The organism is Syntrophorhabdaceae bacterium (assembly GCA_036504895.1).
GTDB lineage: Bacteria > Desulfobacterota > Syntrophorhabdia > Syntrophorhabdales > Syntrophorhabdaceae > PNOM01.
The window spans coordinates 1-18123 of the sequence record DASXUJ010000083.1 but is presented as its reverse complement, the minus strand read 5'-3'; the positions used below and the strand labels follow the sequence as shown (position 1 = coordinate 18123).

18 protein-coding genes are annotated in these 18123 nt (G+C 53.0%); 13 read left to right on the top strand and 5 right to left on the bottom strand.

All coding sequences use genetic code 11. The features are described 5' to 3' along the window. Window position 1: 1 nt before the first annotated feature. The gene (locus tag VGJ94_11715) at window positions 2-781 is read right to left on the bottom strand and encodes a 5-oxoprolinase subunit PxpA (GenBank protein ID HEY3277281.1); all 780 of its coding nucleotides are present in this window, start codon (window positions 779-781) and stop codon (window positions 2-4) included. A gap of 336 nt (window positions 782-1117) precedes the next feature. On the opposite strand from VGJ94_11715, the gene VGJ94_11710 reads away from it, so the two are divergent. The 9 genes from VGJ94_11710 to VGJ94_11670 all read left to right on the top strand — a co-directional run bounded on the left by VGJ94_11710 (window position 1118) and on the right by VGJ94_11670 (window position 9998). Beyond that, window positions 1118-1744: a hypothetical protein gene (locus VGJ94_11710; protein ID HEY3277280.1), complete on the top strand. Its 627-nt coding sequence runs from the start codon at window positions 1118-1120 to the stop codon at window positions 1742-1744. Beyond that, on the top strand, window positions 1734-3326 hold the full coding sequence (locus VGJ94_11705; protein ID HEY3277279.1) for an ATP-binding protein: 1593 nt from the start codon (window positions 1734-1736) through the stop codon (window positions 3324-3326). The genes VGJ94_11710 and VGJ94_11705 overlap by 11 nt, the downstream gene beginning before the upstream one ends. Before the next feature lie 42 nt (window positions 3327-3368). Beyond that, window positions 3369-4721, top strand: a complete 1353-nt coding sequence (locus VGJ94_11700; protein ID HEY3277278.1) for a sigma-54 dependent transcriptional regulator — start codon at window positions 3369-3371, stop codon at window positions 4719-4721. 157 nt (window positions 4722-4878) lie between these two features. Further along, complete coding sequence (locus VGJ94_11695; protein HEY3277277.1) at window positions 4879-6033, top strand: MlaE family lipid ABC transporter permease subunit; 1155 nt, start codon at window positions 4879-4881, stop codon at window positions 6031-6033. A 25-nt stretch (window positions 6034-6058) separates the two neighbouring features. Then, complete coding sequence (locus VGJ94_11690) at window positions 6059-6817, top strand: ATP-binding cassette domain-containing protein (protein ID HEY3277276.1); 759 nt, start codon at window positions 6059-6061, stop codon at window positions 6815-6817. A 28-nt stretch (window positions 6818-6845) separates the two neighbouring features. Next, on the top strand, window positions 6846-7775 hold the full coding sequence (locus VGJ94_11685; GenBank protein ID HEY3277275.1) for an MlaD family protein: 930 nt from the start codon (window positions 6846-6848) through the stop codon (window positions 7773-7775). Further along, a complete protein-coding gene (locus VGJ94_11680; protein HEY3277274.1) occupies window positions 7772-8443 on the top strand; it encodes an ABC-type transport auxiliary lipoprotein family protein in 672 nt (223 codons plus the stop codon). The genes VGJ94_11685 and VGJ94_11680 overlap by 4 nt, the downstream gene beginning before the upstream one ends. Window positions 8444-8722: 279 nt before the next feature. After that, window positions 8723-9472, top strand: coding sequence for a HAMP domain-containing sensor histidine kinase (locus VGJ94_11675; GenBank protein HEY3277273.1), 750 nt, complete (start codon window positions 8723-8725; stop codon window positions 9470-9472). Between the two features lie 19 nt (window positions 9473-9491). After that, the gene (locus VGJ94_11670) at window positions 9492-9998 is read left to right on the top strand and encodes a response regulator (protein HEY3277272.1); all 507 of its coding nucleotides are present in this window, start codon (window positions 9492-9494) and stop codon (window positions 9996-9998) included. Window positions 9999-10098: 100 nt separating this feature from the next. Here the strand turns inward: VGJ94_11670 and ade are convergent, their stop codons facing one another. The 4 genes from ade to VGJ94_11650 form a co-directional block, all read right to left on the bottom strand. Continuing rightward, window positions 10099-11718: an adenine deaminase gene (gene ade, locus VGJ94_11665; protein ID HEY3277271.1), complete on the bottom strand. Its 1620-nt coding sequence runs from the start codon at window positions 11716-11718 to the stop codon at window positions 10099-10101. A gap of 95 nt (window positions 11719-11813) precedes the next feature. After that, window positions 11814-12362: a 2-oxoacid:acceptor oxidoreductase family protein gene (locus tag VGJ94_11660; protein ID HEY3277270.1), complete on the bottom strand. Its 549-nt coding sequence runs from the start codon at window positions 12360-12362 to the stop codon at window positions 11814-11816. Next, window positions 12359-13822: a cysteine--tRNA ligase gene (gene cysS / locus VGJ94_11655; protein ID HEY3277269.1), complete on the bottom strand. Its 1464-nt coding sequence runs from the start codon at window positions 13820-13822 to the stop codon at window positions 12359-12361. Before cysS ends, VGJ94_11660 begins: the two co-directional genes overlap by 4 nt. A gap of 265 nt (window positions 13823-14087) precedes the next feature. Beyond that, window positions 14088-14216, bottom strand: a complete 129-nt coding sequence (locus VGJ94_11650) for a hypothetical protein (protein ID HEY3277268.1) — start codon at window positions 14214-14216, stop codon at window positions 14088-14090. A 153-nt stretch (window positions 14217-14369) separates the two neighbouring features. Here VGJ94_11650 and VGJ94_11645 point away from each other — a divergent pair, with 153 nt between their 5' ends. The 4 genes from VGJ94_11645 to VGJ94_11630 are packed head-to-tail and all read left to right on the top strand — an operon-like array spanning window position 14370 to window position 17946. Then, window positions 14370-15716 carry a hypothetical protein gene (locus VGJ94_11645; GenBank protein HEY3277267.1) on the top strand — a complete coding sequence of 449 codons (1347 nt, stop codon included), beginning with the start codon at window positions 14370-14372 and terminating at the stop codon, window positions 15714-15716. A gap of 9 nt (window positions 15717-15725) precedes the next feature. Beyond that, on the top strand, window positions 15726-16610 hold the full coding sequence (locus VGJ94_11640) for a metal ABC transporter substrate-binding protein (GenBank protein HEY3277266.1): 885 nt from the start codon (window positions 15726-15728) through the stop codon (window positions 16608-16610). Window positions 16611-16620: 10 nt separating this feature from the next. Further along, a complete protein-coding gene (locus VGJ94_11635; protein ID HEY3277265.1) occupies window positions 16621-17427 on the top strand; it encodes a metal ABC transporter permease in 807 nt (268 codons plus the stop codon). 36 nt (window positions 17428-17463) lie between these two features. Continuing rightward, entirely contained in the window at window positions 17464-17946 is a 483-nt protein-coding gene (locus tag VGJ94_11630; protein ID HEY3277264.1) for a surface-adhesin E family protein, read from the top strand. The last annotated feature ends 177 nt before the right edge of the window (window positions 17947-18123 follow it).

Below are 18123 nucleotides of genomic sequence, written 5' to 3'. Positions count from 1 at the left end.
ATTATACAAAGGCACCGAGGTGCACGACTTCGATCCCAACTTCTGCGGCCCTGCGGCGAATGAGGCCGGCAGCGCCAATGCTCTCGCTGTTGTCGCCATGGATGCAGATCGTGTCGATATCCATGGGAATCCACCGGCCGTCCACGCTTTCAACGCCTCCCCTCGCCGCCATGTCTATTGCCCGGGCGGCGATGATGGCCTTGTCCTTGAAGACGGCGCCTTCTTCGCTTCGGTCCAGAAGCGCTCCTTCAGCAGTGTAACCGCGATCGGGAAAGGCCTCGAGAGCGACCCTGATGCCTTCCTCTGCGCATCTTTTTTTCAGCTCCGCGGTGCGTGTTGTCCCAAGAGTGACAAAAATGACGTTCCCGAAGGCCTTTTTCACTGCTTCGGCCATTCTGAGGAAGAGCCCTTCTCTCCTCACAAGCTCATGATAAAGGGCGCCATGGAGTTTTACGTGCTCCAGGGGTACCCCCGCAAGCTTGAGAAAACCGCAGAGTGCGCCCACCTGGTAAATTACGTAATATATGAGCTCCTCTTCCGCCACATTCATAAATCTCCGGCCGAACCCCCATAGGTCCGGATAACCGGGGTGGGCCCCTATCCGGACGCCGTGGGTCGCGCAGAGATTCACCGCGCGGGCCATTGTTGACGGATCGGAAGCATGGAACCCGCAGGCCAGATTGGATGAAGTGACATGGCGGACTGCCTCCTCGTCATTGCCCATCCGGTAAAGGCCGAGAGATTCTCCCATGTCGCAATTCAGATCTACACGTAAAGTCATATACTATATTAGCAAAAAAACTCTGCTTTTTGAAAGAGATATGGCATGGGGGATCTCTTTCGACAATAATGTCGGAGAGAGAAGGCGATGACGACATTTGTTGCCCCCGGGGGCGTCTTCCTATCTCTATTCGATGCACAATATTGAATGGTTACGGCCACCGGCGGTCCATAATGCCATGGCATCGCTATTGCAACCGTAATTGCATGATTGAAATAAGTTTTTCAGGGAGTTACAATGAGAAGAGTCCGATCGGTTCCGGGAGCCATGGAACTCAATCCGGCGGGCGAGGAGTAGACTGCGGGGAGGAGCCGGCAGCGAAGCGGAGATTCCTGAGTGTGGGAATCGCACTTTTCTCATCCTGATATGAACTACGGCAGACATATCCTCTTATGTGTATTTTTCCTGCTCTTCGCGGCGATGTCCGCCTACGCGCAAAGCGGCTATTCTCAATTCGAGAGGGACCTGCAGCTCTCGGAGGCGCAACGGGCCCGTGTCGAAGAAACGAAGCGAAGATATATGGACGATTTGCACGGCCTGAACCAGGATTACGTAAACAAGAGATTAGAATTGAGGGAGCTTGACCGGAACCCCTCTTCCGATCCGGACCGCAAACAAAGGTTGAGATCCGAATTACGGTCCATAGAGAATACGCGTCACAACCTCTACAACCAGTATCGCTCCGACGTCTCGAGAGCGCTGAACGAGGAACAGCGGAACAGGTACAACCGTTTTGTAGAGACGGAGCGGCGAAGGAGCATCAACAGGCCCTCCAGCCCTCCGGTCGAAGGGTACTCGACGCCGCCCATGACTAGGGTAACTCCCCCTGAAGACAACAGGCCGCCTCCCTCTTCGCCGGGACGGGCCGTCGCACCCCCGCCTCCTACTCTATACCGGCCCACGGAGCCGCCGTCTTCGCCGCGATCTCCGGTCCCGCCGCCTTCACGAGGCTATGGAAGATAAAAGACCTGTCGTCTACCCTTCCCTGCTCTTTGCCATCCTTTTTATCCTGATTTCCATCACAGGATATTTTCAGGTTCGCATCACCCAAAGGAATATCGAGAGCCTTCTTATCAACGAAGGAGACACCGTCTTCAGGCACGCCACCAGGGAGATCGACATAAACCTCGAATACCTTGACCTCCTTGATAAATCCCCCTCCCTCATCACGCCCAGCCTCTTAGGTTTCATGACCTATGATGAAAATATAGTGGAGGACCTCTATACCCTGCTCCACAGCCGAAATGATTTTGATCCCCTAAATATGCCTTTTTCGAATCTCATGATCTTTGACGACAATGGAAAGGTCCTCTTCAAGCGCGGCACTATCACCGTTCCCGCCGATTACGCGAAACGTCTCGCTATGGAACAGCGGGGGACGGTAGTGAGGATGCCCACCAGCAAGGACCGGTCGCTCCTCATGGGGATAAAGCGGAAAGGGGAGACCCTCTTCCTGCTTCTCGGCGAAAGGGAGATGAGCGCATTGAGGCGGAAGATGGTCGTGAAAAACATACTCGAAAGAGAAGAGAAGAACTTCAACATAGTCGGCACCACGCTTTACGATTCCCACAACCGGCCTTATATCTCTTTGAAGGAAGGGAAAAATCATGTCTTTACCATCCGGCGGCCCCTCGATTCCAAATTCCTGCCGGGCTATAGCCTGGAGATCCTTATCTCGAGAGAACCCGCGGACAGTGCGCTGCGCCGCACCGCGATCAGCTTCATCATCATGCTCGCCGCCCTCGCCCTCGCGGGAGCCGTAAGCACCTACGCCATCTTTTTGCTGGAAAGAAGACATAGCAGCAAGATGAAAGAGATAGAAAAACAGATGGACCTTAAAGAGAGGCTCGTCTCCCTGGGAAGGCTCGCTTCAGGCATGGCCCATGAGATAAAGAACCCCTTGAACGCAATCAGCATGTCCGCCCAAAGACTGAAGCGGGAGTTTACTCCCGAAAAGGATAAAGAAGAATATTACCGGTTTATCGATATCATGAGGAGCGAGCTTTTAAGGGTCAATCGAATCGTAGAGGAATTTCTCCTTTCCACCCGATCGCACGTTCCATTCCTGAATGAAAACATCTATACTATCGTGGAGGATATGGTCCAGGTGATCTCGGAAAAAGCGAGATCCCAGGATATAAGGCTGATAAACCGCACGGACCGGGAGATTACGCTGGAATGTCAAAAAGAAAGACTGAAACAGGCCCTCTATAACCTCATCATGAACGGAATGGAAGCGATAAAGAGCGGCGGGACCATAGAACTATCAACGGAAATAAAAGGGAAAGACCTGGAGCTTCACGTAAAGGATTCGGGCCCGGGGATAAAGGCGGAGAATCTTCGCGCCATATTCGAGTACCATTATACTACCAAAGATAAAGGGATGGGTCTCGGCCTGCCCATTTCATATATGATCATCAAGGACCACGGGGGCGATATAAGGGTTATAAGCGAGGAGGGGAAGGGGGCCGCGTTCATCATATCCATGCCCCTGCGTCATGCGACCGCGAACGAGCCGGCCGCGTGCAAAGAGGCCGCGCAATAACCGCCCTGCCTCATACGGAAAAAAAATAGAAAGGAAAATCTTATGGAGAGACTGAATATATTGATCGTGGAAGATGAAGAGACCCAGAGGCTCCTGCTTGCCGGTCTTCTCAGAAAGGAAGGATACAGGGTCCACGATGCGGCGGACGGGGCCTCGGCCCTTTCAATTTTTAAAGAGACGCCGATCGAAATCGCCCTCCTCGATTACAGGCTTCCCGATACGGACGGACTTCACCTTCTCAAGAAGTTTAAGGAGATGAATCCGGAGGTGGAGGTCATAATGGTGACCGCTTTCGGAAGCATTGAAAATGCGGTGGAAGCGCTGAAAGCAGGTGCATCCGAATATCTCACGAAACCGATCGATCTCGACGATCTGCTCTTCAAGGTGAAGAAGATAGAGGAAAAGAGCCATCTGATCCATGAAAACCGGGTATTAAAAGAAACCCTCAAGGACCGCTTCAAATCGGAGTCCTTTATCTATTCAAGCGAAAAAATGCATGAAGTGGCGAGCCTCGTGGTAAGGGTCGCCAGGACGGACTCCACATGCATCATCGAAGGCGAAAGCGGGGTCGGCAAGGAAGTAGTGGTCAACCTCATTCATGAGTTGAGCGAGAGGAAGAGCTTTCCCCTCGTGAAGGTAAATTGCGCTGCCATTCCCGAGTCCCTGCTCGAAAGCGAGCTTTTCGGGTATGAGAAAGGCGCCTTCACCGGGGCATTTCAGAGAAAACTCGGCAAGTTCGAGTTGGCGAATAAGGGCACCATTTTTCTCGATGAAATCGGAGACATATCCCCTATTCTGCAGTCCAAGCTCTTACGGGCGATTCAGGAACGGGAGATCGAGAGACTCGGGGGCCTTCACTCGACAAAAGTGGATGTAAGGATTATCGTGGCAACGAATAAAAGGCTCGAAGAAGAGGTAAAAAAGGGAACTTTCCGGGAAGACCTCTACTACCGCCTCAACGTGGTCCAGATCACCGTACCCCCCTTAAGGGAGAGGAAAGAGGAAATTCCTCTACTCATCGAATATTTTATGAAGAAATTTAACGACAAGCACAAGAGAAAGATCAACGGGGTCACGAGAGAAGGGAGAGACATCCTTTTCAAATACGACTACCCGGGGAACGTGCGGGAGCTCGAAAATATCATAGAACGCGCCATAGTGCTTACCCGTGGCGATTATATCTCGGTGGAGGACCTTCCCTCCGTCTCCGGCAAAGTGCGGCCTCCTGCCGAAGGCGGCATGAATGAGGTGGTGGAATCGATAGAAAAAAGCATGCTGATAGATGCCCTTACGAGGAATGAGTGGGTGCAGATTAAAGCAGCGTCCCAGCTCGGGATCAGCGAAAGAATGCTTCGGTATAAAATGAAAAAATATAATATCGCACGGGAAAGCTGATTATTCGGCCCTTCCGGCCGTCCTTTCGTAATATGAATTATCCAGTTATGGTCTTGTGGACAGGCCAGGATAAAAAGGTATTTTTTCGTTACTTTTTTCCTTGGACCCTGTTATTATATATCCCGTATACCATTTCCGGAGATGAGGTTTCAAGGTATTGTCAAAACATGAAACGCACAAAGAACCGCGGAGTTATATCCTCTCTGTCGCGGGAGAAAAAGGCGGCCCTGCAACTGTAGCCATATCGGGTCGGATGGCCCTCGAAAATATCGACACCATGATGGGAGAGGTCATGGCCCTCTTTGACCGCCTCACCCCTTCCCATCTTTCCGTCGATCTTTCCGGTGTTTTCTATATGGATAGCGCCGGTGCGCTCCTTCTCGTCCAGATGGAGGACAAGGCCCTTGCGAAATCGATCCCTTTTTCCGTTGAGCACCTGTCGGAGAAGGGAAAGGACATTCTGGACCTGGTAAACCGTGATGCCTTGAACATCCCTGCCCTCAATCCCAAAGAAAGGTATATGGGTTTTCTGGAGGAGATGGGGGCCCAGGCGATCAACCTCCTGGGCGATGTGGTCCGGACCATTACCTTCAGCGGGGCCCTCGTGGCGGAAATCTTCTCCGCCCTCTTGAGACCGGGCACCGTGCGCTGGGGCGATACCCTCAATTATATGAAAAAGGCGGGGGTGGACGGGCTCCCGATCCTGGCGCTCATCAGTTTTCTCCTCGGCCTTATCATGGCCTTCATGTCGTCTTTGCAGCTCAAACAATTCGGGGCAAATATTTATGTCGCTTCCCTCGTGGGATTGGCGATGGTGAGAGAGCTCGGTCCCATCATTACCGCGATCCTCGTGGCCGGTAGATCTGGCTCGGCCTTCGCGGCGGAGATCGGCACCATGAAAGTCAATGAGGAGATCGACGCCCTCGTGACCATGGGCTTCGATCCCATGAAATTTCTCGCCATACCGAAAGTATTCGCCGCCATAATCGTAGTCCCTATTCTCACCCTTTTTGCCGATCTCTTCGCCATATTCGGAGGACTCCTTGTCGGCGTATTGGGGCTCGACCTCACGCCCTATACCTATTTGCGGCAGACCGCCAGTTCCTTCGACTCCTTCGACATAATCGCGGGTATCGTGAAGTCCGTTGTCTTTGCCATACTGATATCGGGGATCGGCTGCCAGAGAGGATTCGAGGTAAGAGGCGGCGCAGAGGCAGTCGGCAATGCGACCACGTCAGCCGTGGTATCGTCCCTGTTCCTCATTATTGTAACCGATTCGACTTTTGCCGTTATTCTCAATTATATCCGATGAAAGGGGATCACAAGGTAAGCGAAAAATGGCCGAAATAGGAGACATCGTGATTGCCGTTGAGGGACTTACGGTCAGATACGGTGAAAACACCATACTCAACGATGTGAAGATGAAGGTCCACAAGGGAGAGATCCTGGTGATCGCCGGGGGGAGCGGCTGCGGCAAGTCCACATTGTTAAAGCATATCATGGGCCTTTCAAAGCCCACAGGGGGAAAAATCCTCATCAACGGAGTGGATATCACTACGGCCGATTATGAAGACCTGACCGGCATACGCAAGAAGATAGGCATGCTCTTCCAGTCAGCCGCCCTTTTCGGCTCCATGACTCTATCGGAAAACGTATCCCTCCCTTTGACCGCCTTTACCGATCTCCCGGCCGAAACGATCGAGCTCATTATGAGGATGAAGCTGGGTATGGTGGGTCTGGCAGGTTATGAGAACCATTATCCGGCGGAACTCTCCGGAGGAATGCAGAAAAGGGCCGGCATTGCGCGCGCCATAGCCATGGACCCCGACATACTCTTCTTCGACGAGCCTTCGGCGGGGCTCGATCCGATTACTGCGGCCGGACTCGACCGGCTTATCATAAATATCAATCAGGGGATGGGTACGACGATGGTGATCGTGACTCATGAGCTTCAATCGATATTTGCCGTGGCCCAGCGGATAATTATGCTCGATAAGAGCAAGAAAGGGATTATCGCCGAAGGCGATCCGTGGGAGCTGAAAGAGAAGTCTACCGATCCTCTCGTGAAAAAGTTCTTCAACCGGCAGCCGGCGTGAAGGATCAGGTACCTAAAGGGATATAGCCATGCTAAAGAAACAAACATATTTTACCGTGGGCCTCTTCGTCATAATCGGGGTGGTGCTTGCCGTGGCGGCGATCGTGTGGGTGAGCACCAGCAGGTATTTTAAGAAAGGCGCTACCTTTGTCACCTATTTCGACGAATCGGTCCAGGGCCTGCAGGTCGATTCGGTGGTCAAGTATCGCGGGGTTGACGTGGGAAGGGTCGAAAAGATAGGGGTGGCGCCGGACTACAGGCTCATCGAGGTGGTCATGAAGATCGACTTCAAAGGCGACGTGCTCCGTGAGACCGTGGCAAAGCTTCAGATGGCGGGGATCACAGGCATTGTCTTCGTCGATCTGGACAGAAGAAGACAAGGCGATCTCACCCCCTCACCGAAAATTACATTCCCCGCCCAATACCCGGTGGTGCCGTCTCATCCTTCCGATATCCAGCAGATTTCTTCCGGAGTGAACGAGATCGTAGGCAAGATCAAAAAAGTCGATTTTCAAACGATATCGGACCAGATACTCCATACGACTAAAAGTTTAGAAACGATGATGGGAGGTCCGGAGACGAAGAGGATCCTTCATAATGCGGAGCTGGTCACCGCCCGCCTTGCGAGCGCTGCGGGAAAAGTCGACAAATTGATGCAGGAAGGCTCGGTGGAAGGGGTGATAAAGGAGGCCCAGGGCGCTATAAAAGACGCCAGGGGTGTGATGGCAAAAGTAAAAGCCGAGCTCGATTCCCTGAACTTGGTGGATACCAGTCAAAAAACCAATTTAATTCTGGATAACGCATCAAAGAGGGCACAGACTGTGGCCCTTGAGGCGCAGATTACATTGGAGAACCTTCGGAATGCATCGGAGACCCTCGGAATCCTTCTGGAGAGGCTTAAAGCCGATCCGTCCGAACTTATTTTCAGTTCTCCACCTACGCCAGGGAGGTCCAAATGAGGCTGTTTAAAGGAATAGATACACATCGTTTCTCCATTCCGCCAAAGGCCGGGATGGCCATAATCCTTCCCCTCCTTCTCCTGGCGGGCTGTTTTCCCTCGTCGAAGGCGCCGGAACTGGTGGAGCAGTTTACCCTGGAATACCGGCCGCCCGCCAAAATCAGCGCAGCGCCGGTCCCGGTCTCTCTCAAAGTGGACCGATTTTCGGTGAACCAAACGTACAATAATACTTCCATGGTATACCGGCCGTCCCCTTACCGGCTGGCGGTGTACGGTTACACCCGCTGGAGGGCCAACCCCGGAGACCTCATCACCGACTTCCTCACCCGCGATATTCGAAACTCCGGTATATTCCTCGGCGTCTTCACCTATCGGGATACGGAAAATGCGAGATTTGTGATTGAAGGCGGCGTCGAGGAGTTCCTTGAAGATGATGAAGGAGCTGCGGGCAAAGCGGCGATCTGCCTGAGCGTCTCTTTCATCGATACAAGTGAGAAGGAGCTGACGAAGAGACTTGTCTTTCAGAAAACCTATCGAGCCGCGGAGCCGTTGACGGAGCAGTCGTCCCGGGAACTTGCCCGTGGAATGAGTGTTGCGGTGAAGACCGTGTCCGGGCTGATTCTCAATGATGTCTCCGAGGCCTTGCGGCTTCGGCATATTGAGCAATAGAAAGCCGCGGATTCGACACCCTTGGCGCCCTCATGAAGATCCATAGCCTCCCGGTGAGGTTCCGGCTCTCGGTCGAGAGTCGGAGGCGGGTTTAGGTACCCACCGACAGAGACCACGGTCCGGGGAAAATCTCACTGTGCCCTATCGAAACACAGGGGGCGTGCCGTCTTTCTGGGGGAGGCGTTTTTTTCGTATTTTTTCCCCTTGGAGGCCGATATATGGTAGACTACAAAAAAAAATAAGGTGCACATCCTTCGCAAGAAGAGTGCAAAAATTGCCATGAATAAAAGGGAACCCCTTATCGATCTTTTGATTCATGACCTGACGGGACCTCTCTCCATAGTCCTCGCGAGCGTAAAAAACCTTCTGGACAAGAAGGAGAAGTATGGGACCTCGGACCGTCAGGTCGAGACGCTTGAGCGAATCCTCAGGAATTCGACAAAAGCAAAAGCCCTGCTCCAGGAGCTGGTGGAGGTGTACCGCTCTGAGGAAGGCCGGTTCTGCACGGACAATGTGCCGGTGGAAGGCGTACTGAAGGAGGCGGTCCTTGACGCCCTCGAGGTAATCGACCCCCAGAAGGCCCAGTCTTTGTTATGTCTTACGGGGAATAAGATCTTCGACTCCCTTCGCGAAGAGGGCATTGTGGTCGAAATATCGGGAAAATACCGCACCACGCCATTCCTCCATGACTACAGGAAAGTCAGGCAGATCACCCGCAACCTGATAAGCAACGCACTGAAACACCGAAAAAATCAGGTGGTGGTCTCGGCAAGCGGAGAGGAAGACCTCGTGGTCACTGTTCAGGATGATGGCTTCGGCATCTCCCAGAGAGAGCAGGATGAGATATTCAATCGTTTTGCCGATCTCACGGACAAAACCAATTCAGGCGAAAAAGGCCTGGGATTCGGCCTCTCATGCGTAAAGACGCTGGTAGAGGCGATCGGCGGAGATATCACGGTTATAAGCGGGGAAGGAAGGGGGACCTGTTTCACGGTACATATCCCTCCCCTCTTTGAAACAAAACTTTAGGCAAGGAGGAGAAGGAGACATGAGTGATTCAATTTTGGACGGCAAGAGAATCCTGGCTGTGGATGACGAACCTGATGTGCTGAGTGTCCTTGAAGAAGAAATAATGGATGCCTGCCCGAACGCCAAGTTCGAGAAGGCCACCAATTTCGAAGACGCAAGCAAGCTGCTCGAAGCCAATGTGTATGATGTAGTCGTCCTTGACATCATGGGTGTAAGAGGATTCGACCTCCTGGACATCGCGGTAAGGCGCGGATTCAGAGTGGCGATGCTCACCGCCCATGCCCTATCCCCCGAAGCCTTGAAACGGTCTATAGAATTGAAAGCGAGGGCCTATCTCCCCAAAGAGAAATTGGGAGAAATCGTACCTTTCCTCGAAGACCTGTTGAAGTTCGACTACGAGTCGGGCTGGAAAAGACTTTTCGAAAAACTCCATGGATTTTTTACGGAAAAATTCGAATCGGACTGGGAAAAGAAGACAGGCGCCACCTGGCAGGAATGGGTGCATGAAGGGGCCGTGAAAAAATAGCAGGATGAACTTCGCGCCGGCTTCGTCCCTTTCGGGGATGGAGCCGGCTTTTTAATTTGTCCGTCCCCTTACTTTCCGCTCGATCCAAGGAAACTCCGGTTCAGGCGTAGAGGTCGATGAACCTGAAGGCCTCACTGTCAAAAAGTCCGAGATCGCCCAGCTTCAGCTTGGGTATCACCAGAAGGGCCATGAAGGACAGGGTCATAAAAGGGGCGCTCAACAAGGAGCCCAGCTCCTTTGCGCGACAATCCATTCCGGCGTACGCGCCCGCCACTTCCGGACCCGTCTTATCCGACATGAGACCCGCAATGGGAAGGGGAAGGACCTCCCGGCCCTGGTCCCACACCACAGATAGCCCGCCTTTTGCCCCGATGATGAGATTGACGGCTTCACATATCTCCCCGTCCGTCACGCCCACGGCAATGATATTATGGCAGTCGTGGGCCACCGAGCTTGCGATAGCCCCTTTCTTGAGACCGACATTTTTAATGAAACCTATTGCCGGAGGCTTATCGTCGTAACGGTTCACCACCGCAATCTTGAGGACATCATGCTCGGGATCGGATATAAGGTTATTCCCGTCGGATAGGACCGTCCCCGTCGCCCTCCCCGTGATTATCTGGCCATCTACGGCCTCCATGATATTGACGGCGTCCGGGCGTGCCGGGACGGCAAAATCTGCCGGGCTCTTTTTTCCGGTCTTGAATGAATTGATCGGTCGCACCGCGACCGGGGACAGAAGAGATTTCCCTTCCTCCGCCGCGACAACGCCAGCCAAATATGTCTTCAGGATATCGAGCCTCTTCAGGTCCCCCACCTCGATGAAATCAGCGCGATCCCCGATACGAAGGAGCCCCACATCCAGTCCGTAATGCCGGATCGGGTTAATCGACGCGCATTTAAGGAGGGTCATGAGATCGATCCCCATTCCGAGACCCCGCCGTACGAGCTCGTTGATATGGCCTTTCACAAGGTCATGGGGGTGCTTGTCGTCGCTGCAGAACATGCATCGGTCCGGGTAGAGCTTAATAAGAGGGCTTAAGGCATCGAAATTCTTTGCTGCCGAGCCTTCCCTGATGATAAGGCTCATCCCGAGAGACAGCTTCTCTTTCCCCTCCTCATATTCAAAGGCTTCGTGGTCTGTAGAGATGCCCGCGGCTATGTACTTTCTCAGCCCTTCCCCCGTCAGGCCGGGAGCATGGCCGTCTATGGGTTTTTTGAGCTCCCTCGCAATCCTCAGCTTATTCATCACTTCTACATCATCATTGAGAACACCGGGGAAATTCATCATTTCACTGAGGTACGACATACCCTGATCACTAAAAAGCGTTTCTATGTCGCCGGTCCCGAGCCGTGATCCCGCCGTCTCAAACTCCGTAGCAGGAACACATGAAGGGACGCCGAAACAGAACGTCAAAGCAGACGCCCTGCCGCTCTCCCTCATCCACCTCACACCTTCGATGCCCACGACATTCGCGATCTCGTGGGGGTCCGAGACCGTGGCCACGGTGCCGTGCACAACGGCGAGACGTGCGAACTCAGATGGGGGAATCATCGAGCTTTCTATATGTACGTGAGCGTCGATAAAGCCGGGCATGATAAAAGTGGGATAAGTCCCGGTCTCCCGCCTTAGACTGACAATCCTTCCGTTCAGGATCTCCATGGTCCCGGGGTAAATCTCCGATTTCAAAGGATCGACTATATTCGCGGATATATGCATCGCGGGGGCACCTGTTTTCGCGCCCGCCCTTCAGCAGGGAAAGAATACCGAAGGGCGGGTTTTACCGGTACGGGCCTGACTTGATTCGAAGTTCGTTAATCCTGTTTCAGGATTATAGTCTCGTTGAACGCCCTGGTAAAGGCGTTGATATTCTTCTGGGCATTGATCCCGAACCGGTTTTTCACCGGCTCCTCGAGAGATTCAAGGGGAACTACGCCCGTAGCCTTTATAAGGGAGCCGAGCATCGTGGTATTCGTGATGGGCACACCAAGCTCTTCCTTTGCAATCTTGGATGCATCGACAAATGCAATGTTGTGGCCCGGGAAAAGAAGCACAAGGTCGTCTGCGGGTCTCGGGGTATTTATAATGACAAAGCCGTCTTTCAGCCCTTCGGTAGGATTTACCGTGCCGAGGAGGGTCGCATCGAGGATGATCACCGCATCCGGTTTATATACTCTCGATCTCAGCCTGATGGGTTTTTCTGAAACTCTCAGGAATGCGAGGACGGGAGCACCTCGCCTCTCCGGACCAAAACTCGGAAATGCCTGCGCGTACTGCCCCATCGAAATGGCTGCCTGTGCGATCAGCTCCGCAGAGGTTACGGCCCCCTGGCCGCCCCTGCCGTGGAATCTCACCTCTATCATTTTTCTTCTCCTTTCGTCATGCCGAGAGTCCGTATTCTCCACTCGGTACCTTTGGGGGAATCCAGCAATATAATCCCCTTTTGACCGAGCATATCTCTTATCTCGTCCGATCTTTTATAGTCTTTGTTCTTTCTTGCCTGGACGCGCTCCTCTATCAGGCTTTCAATTGCCGGGACGCTGAGGTCCACGCGGGCGAGATGCCTCGCCTTTTCCGTCTCTTGATAGAGGTCGGGACCGTCTTTCAGAAATCCTATTCCCCTCGCGAGCGCGAGGAGCCGGTCACGAGCATATACCACGGACGGGAAGCTGCTCTCGTCACGGTCGTCTATCATCCTGTTTATCATCTTCGACAGATCAAAAATCGAAGAGAGGGCGAGGGCTGCATTAAAATCATCATCCATGGCCTCGAAGAACCTCTTCTCCGCCTCCTCGGCCTGATCAAACGTCTGAGCTACTATTTCTTTCCCCTTCTCCAACTCATGGACCCGTTCCAGCGTGTAATAGAGCCTCTGAAGGGCGCTGTTCGTATCCTCTATGGAGCGGTCGGAATAATCAACAGGATTCCGATAATGAGTTGAAAGAAAAAAGAGCCGTAAGACTTCGGGGTTATACTCCTTCATAAAATCTTTAATGAGAAGAAAATTGCCGAGCGATTTAGACATCTTCTCCTTCTCGATGTTTACGAACCCGTTATGCATCCAGTAATTTACAAAACGACGACCCGTCGCTGCCTCGCTCTGGGCGCGTTCATTCTCGTGGTGGGGAAAAACCAGGTCCTTTCCTCCGCCGTGAATATCGAAGGGAATGCCGAGATATTTAGTGCTCATCACCGAACATTCGATATGCCACCCGGGCCTGCCTTTTCCGAAAGGTGTTTCCCAGAAAGGCTCTCCCTCTTTTGAGCCCTTCCACAATGCAAAGTCAAGGGGATTGCGTTTTCTTTCATCCACGTCAACCCTTGCGCCCGCGACCATCTCATCAAGACTCCGGCCGGAGAGCCGGCCGTATTCCGCAAAACTTTCCACGGAAAAATATACATCGTCTTCAATCCTATATGCGTGTCCGTTTGCAAGGAGGGTCTCCACAAGCCGGATCATATCGTCGATATGCTCTGTCGCGCGAGGCTCGTGCGTGGGAGGCAGGATGTTCAGTGCATCCATGTCTTCCTTGAAGGACGTGATATATTTTTCGCCCACTTCCTTCCACGGAATCCCTTCCTTCTGTGCTTTCTTCAGGATCTTGTCGTCGATATCGGTAAAATTCTTGACAAAAGTGACTTCATAGCCTTTGGCCCTGAGATACCGGTAGATCACGTCGAAAACGATCGCACTTCGTGCATGGCCTATGTGGCAGTGGTCATATACCGTCACACCGCATACGTATAGATTTACCTGGCCCTCGTGGATGGGGATGAACTCTTCTTTGGTCCCGGTAGATGTGTTGTACACTTTTATAGACATGTCGGTATTTTTATCATAAGACCGTGCTCTTGTCAAAGTTTATCTTGTGAAATCCTGCTCCCCCATGCAACCGGACGGATCCGGGCTTCATTTCCATTGACAAAACGGCGGGCGCTGAATTAACATGTGAGGGATTGGACAAGAATCAGGAAATGACGATCAACTCAACTTCACCAAAGGGTCATCGCATTCGTGTCGGCCGTCTCTCATGGCCCGGCTTAATTCTCTTGTCTCTCTATCTCCTTTTTTCTGTGGCGGCTGGTTTTCACCACCACGCGGACGGGCTTGCCCATGGGGATTGCCCCACCTGCCTCTTCTCCTCTTCGCCCATCCTCGCGGCAATCAGCTGCAATTCCGTTCCCTTCTCGCTCCATGCCGCATTCGTAGGACCCATGCGGAAGGAAACCCCCTTCCCAGCGGCCCATTATCCCCTTTTTAGTATCAGAGCGCCACCCGCCTGACGGGTTTCCCTCTCCCGATCAAAACATATAAAAGTTGATGTTGATGAATGCGTGGATGCCGCACCGACCGCGCCAAAGGAGGTCCTGTGAAAAGACTTATCCTTATCCCTCTTTTCGTCTGTCTCGCCTGTTCAGGCTCCTTCGCCTCTGATATTGAATCAAGGGTTAAGGCGATGGAGGACATCTTGAAGAAACAGCAGCAGATGATTGACGCACAACAGAAGGTAATCGAGCAGCTTAAGGGCGAGCTTGAGGCAACCGCAAAAAAACAGGAAACCCTTACGGTCGCCGAGAAACCAGCCTCCCCGGGGACAGGACCGAAACCATCCGGTGCATCGGCCCTCTTCGGCGGGTCGTTCATGACAAACCCGTATATATCGTTTATCCTCGATACGAATTTCTATTCCTCGAGTATCAACGAGAGGGAGCTGGCGAACCGGGGCATACCGGGATACTCGAACCTGGGCTTCGAACAGAAGAAAGGTTTTAATCTGACTGCGGGGGAGCTTTTCCTCTTCGCGCCGGTGGATCCCTATTTTAATCTCTACGCCACCATACCTTTTACGGAAAACGGGGCGTCCATCGAGGAGGCTTTCTTCCTCACCACCGACTTGCCTCAAGGGTTTCAGGTAAAGGGGGGTAAATTTAAAAGCAACTTCAGCCGCCTGAACGCTCAGCACCCACATACCTGGGATTTCGCCGACCTTCCTCTCGCCTATCGCGCGTTTCTCGGGGGTGAAGGACTCATCGAAAAAGGCGCTCAATTGACGTACCTGCCTGGACTGCCCTTCTATACAATCCTCGGAATGGAGGTGCTCCAGGGCGAAAACGAGGTAATCTTCAATAAGAATGCCACGGGAGGACCACATGGTTTTACGGGTTTCGTGAAGCAATCGATCGACGTGGGCGACTATTCCACCCTGCTTTTCGGCCCTTATGCAATGGGAGGTCAGACGCGGACAACCACGGTGGCAAATGGTGCCTTTTTCCGGGGAAATTCCCAGCTCTATGGCTTTGAGGCGGTTTATAAATGGAAACCTTCCAAATACAAAAGCCTGATCATTCAGGGGGAGTACATGGTGCGGAAGCAGGATGGTACCCTCTCGAACGCATTAGGCGCGGCTTCCGGCCTGACGAGGGCGCAGGACGGCGCATACGTCCAGGCCCTGTATCAGGTGGACCGCTGGCGGTTCGGAGCGCGTTACGACAGGTTGTCCATTTTTAATAGCGAGTACGATCTCGGGGGCGTGGACCGTCAGTTCGGGCCGGCGCCGTGGAGAGCTACAGGCGCCGTGGAGCTGAACCTGAGTGAGTTTTCACGGCTCCGGCTTCAGTACAATTATGACCGCTCGGGCGGAGACGGAAAAACAAATAACGAAGTCTACCTGCAGTTGATTCTCGGCATCGGAGCCCATTCGGCCCATGCATTTTAGGAGGAATAGATGAGAAGAACGGCCCCAATCAGCCTTATCATTGTTTTACTCTTTATGGGATCGGCATCGGCCGGCATAAACGTGGTTGCCACCCTTCCCTGGATTGGAAGCATGGTCGCCGAAGTGGGCAGGGATAAGATCAACGTCACGGTCCTGGTGAGGCCTGGCCAGGATCCTCACATGGTCGAAGCACGTCCCAGTATGGTTCTTGCGTCCAGGAAAGCAGATATGATCGCGTATAACGGACTCGATCTCGAGATCGGGTATCTCCCTATCCTCATTGAATCTTCGAGGAACCCCGCGATCCAGCCGGGAAAGGCGGGAAACTTCGATTGCTCCCGCTTTGTCTCGGTCCTGGAAAAGCCTGCTTCAGTTGACCGAAGTATGGGCGATGTTCATCCCCTGGGAAACCCCCATTATCATCTCTCTCCGAGGAACATGAAGAGTATCGTGGTGGGGATTGCGAGGGGGCTCGGCGAAGTTGATCCCGCCAACGCCGCTTTTTACCGCGCAAACGGCACGAGCCTGGTGAAGATGATAGAAGAACGGCAGAAGATGTGGACTAATAAACCCCTCAAGGGAAAAAAATATCTCACTTACCATAAATTCTTCGAATACCTTGCGTCCGAATACGGGTTTGAAATAGTCGGCTACATCGAGGCCAAACCGGGCATTCCGCCTTCATCGGGCCATATTGAAGGTCTTATGGAGCTTTCGAAAAGGGTGAGGCTCGATGGAATCCTCACCACCTCAAGTTCTCCACGCAAGGCGCCCGATTTCATTGCCGGAAGAACCGGGCTGAAGGTGATCATGCTCCCCCAGGACGTGGGGGCTGTCCCCGGAGCCGTGGACTGGTTCAGTCTCATGGACCTTATCATCGCCGCATTATCGTAAGGACGCGGCCATGGAAGTCCTTCAGCTTCTCGCCGTCCCTTTCCTCGCCTGTCTTTGTCTTATCCTTATCCACACATATTTCGGCATTCACGTGCTGGAAAGGGGCATTATTTTCGTCGATCTCTCACTCGCCCAGTTTATCGGCCTCGGCATCGCATGCGCCCTCTATTTCAACCATGAAGCCCCTGACCAGTATATCTGGTCAACCGCCTTCGCCGTGATCGGGGCAATCCTGCTTTCCTTTTCGCGCTGTATCAGCCGGTTTGTAAATATTGAAGCCTTTATCGGTGTGCTCTATATCTTCGGTCTCTCCGCAAGCATCTTAATTCTCGACCGGACACCGCACGGACTGGAGGAGTTGAAGTCCCTCTTCAACGGCAATATCCTTTGGGTCAGCGGGAGAGATGTCTGGTGCGCAGCCCTTCTTTATACAGTGATAGGGATCTTCCACCTCATATTCAGAAAGCGGTTCTTCGCCCTCTCCTATGGGAATGCGCAAAGCCCGGGGTGGGAATTTATCTTCTTTCTCACCTTCTCCCTCGTTCTTGTCAGTTCCGTTAAGCTTGCAGGGATACTTCAGGTCTTCGCTTTTCTCGTCATTCCGGCCCTTATCGGCAGACTCTTCGGGGGAAGTCCGGGCCGGGTCCTCGTGGGTGGTTGGGCGATCGGCCTCGGGGCGAGTATCTTCGGCCTCACCTGTTCCTATGTCTTCGATCTCCCCACGGCGCCGCTTATCGTTTCATCCTTATGTCTCGTTTTTTTCTCGATGCTCACGGTCACCATGTTGAGAAAGAGGCGCTTTCCCGCAAAATTATAGTATAATAAGCAACCAGGAAAGGTAATATATCAATAGATGACTATCACGCCGCCTCTCTCCAGATTCGGACTACCCGCCGCAGCAGCGATCATCCTCCTCAGTGCGGGCTGCGCCGGCATCTGGTCCTTTCTCTCCTCGTCGGGTCCGGACTGGATGCTTTTCGATACGGGCCGGCTCAGGGATTACTATTATAATCCCGCGGGCGTTGAATGCCTCTCCCAAAGAATAGTGAAAGTACGCATCGCCGCCGTGATAAAGAGCGAAGAAGGCAGGAACTGGGAGGTCAGCGAAAGAATGAAACGAGGCCTGACCCTCGGCGGGTATGAAAATTACCAGTCATCGCAGGATGTCTATGTGGTCGACTGTACAGGGAAAGAGTACCGCCTCATTTCGGGCGCCGATTATGACGATAAAGGCAATAAGCTCAGCTCCTACGAGCGGCCCGACTTCCCATGGGAACCGATCCCCTCCGGCTCGGTCCTCGATACGCTCATTACCTTCAAATCCGTCTGCCCCTGACCCCCGATAACTCCTATCTCCGCCGAGGTCCCGGGGTTTTACACCATAAGGTACTTCTTCTTCACCTCTTCATCCGCCTCGAGCTCCGCCACGGTCCCTTCGAAGCGGATGATCCCCTCGTCGATGACATAGGCCCTGTCGATCATCCTAAGGGCCGACTTCACGTTCTGCTCGGAG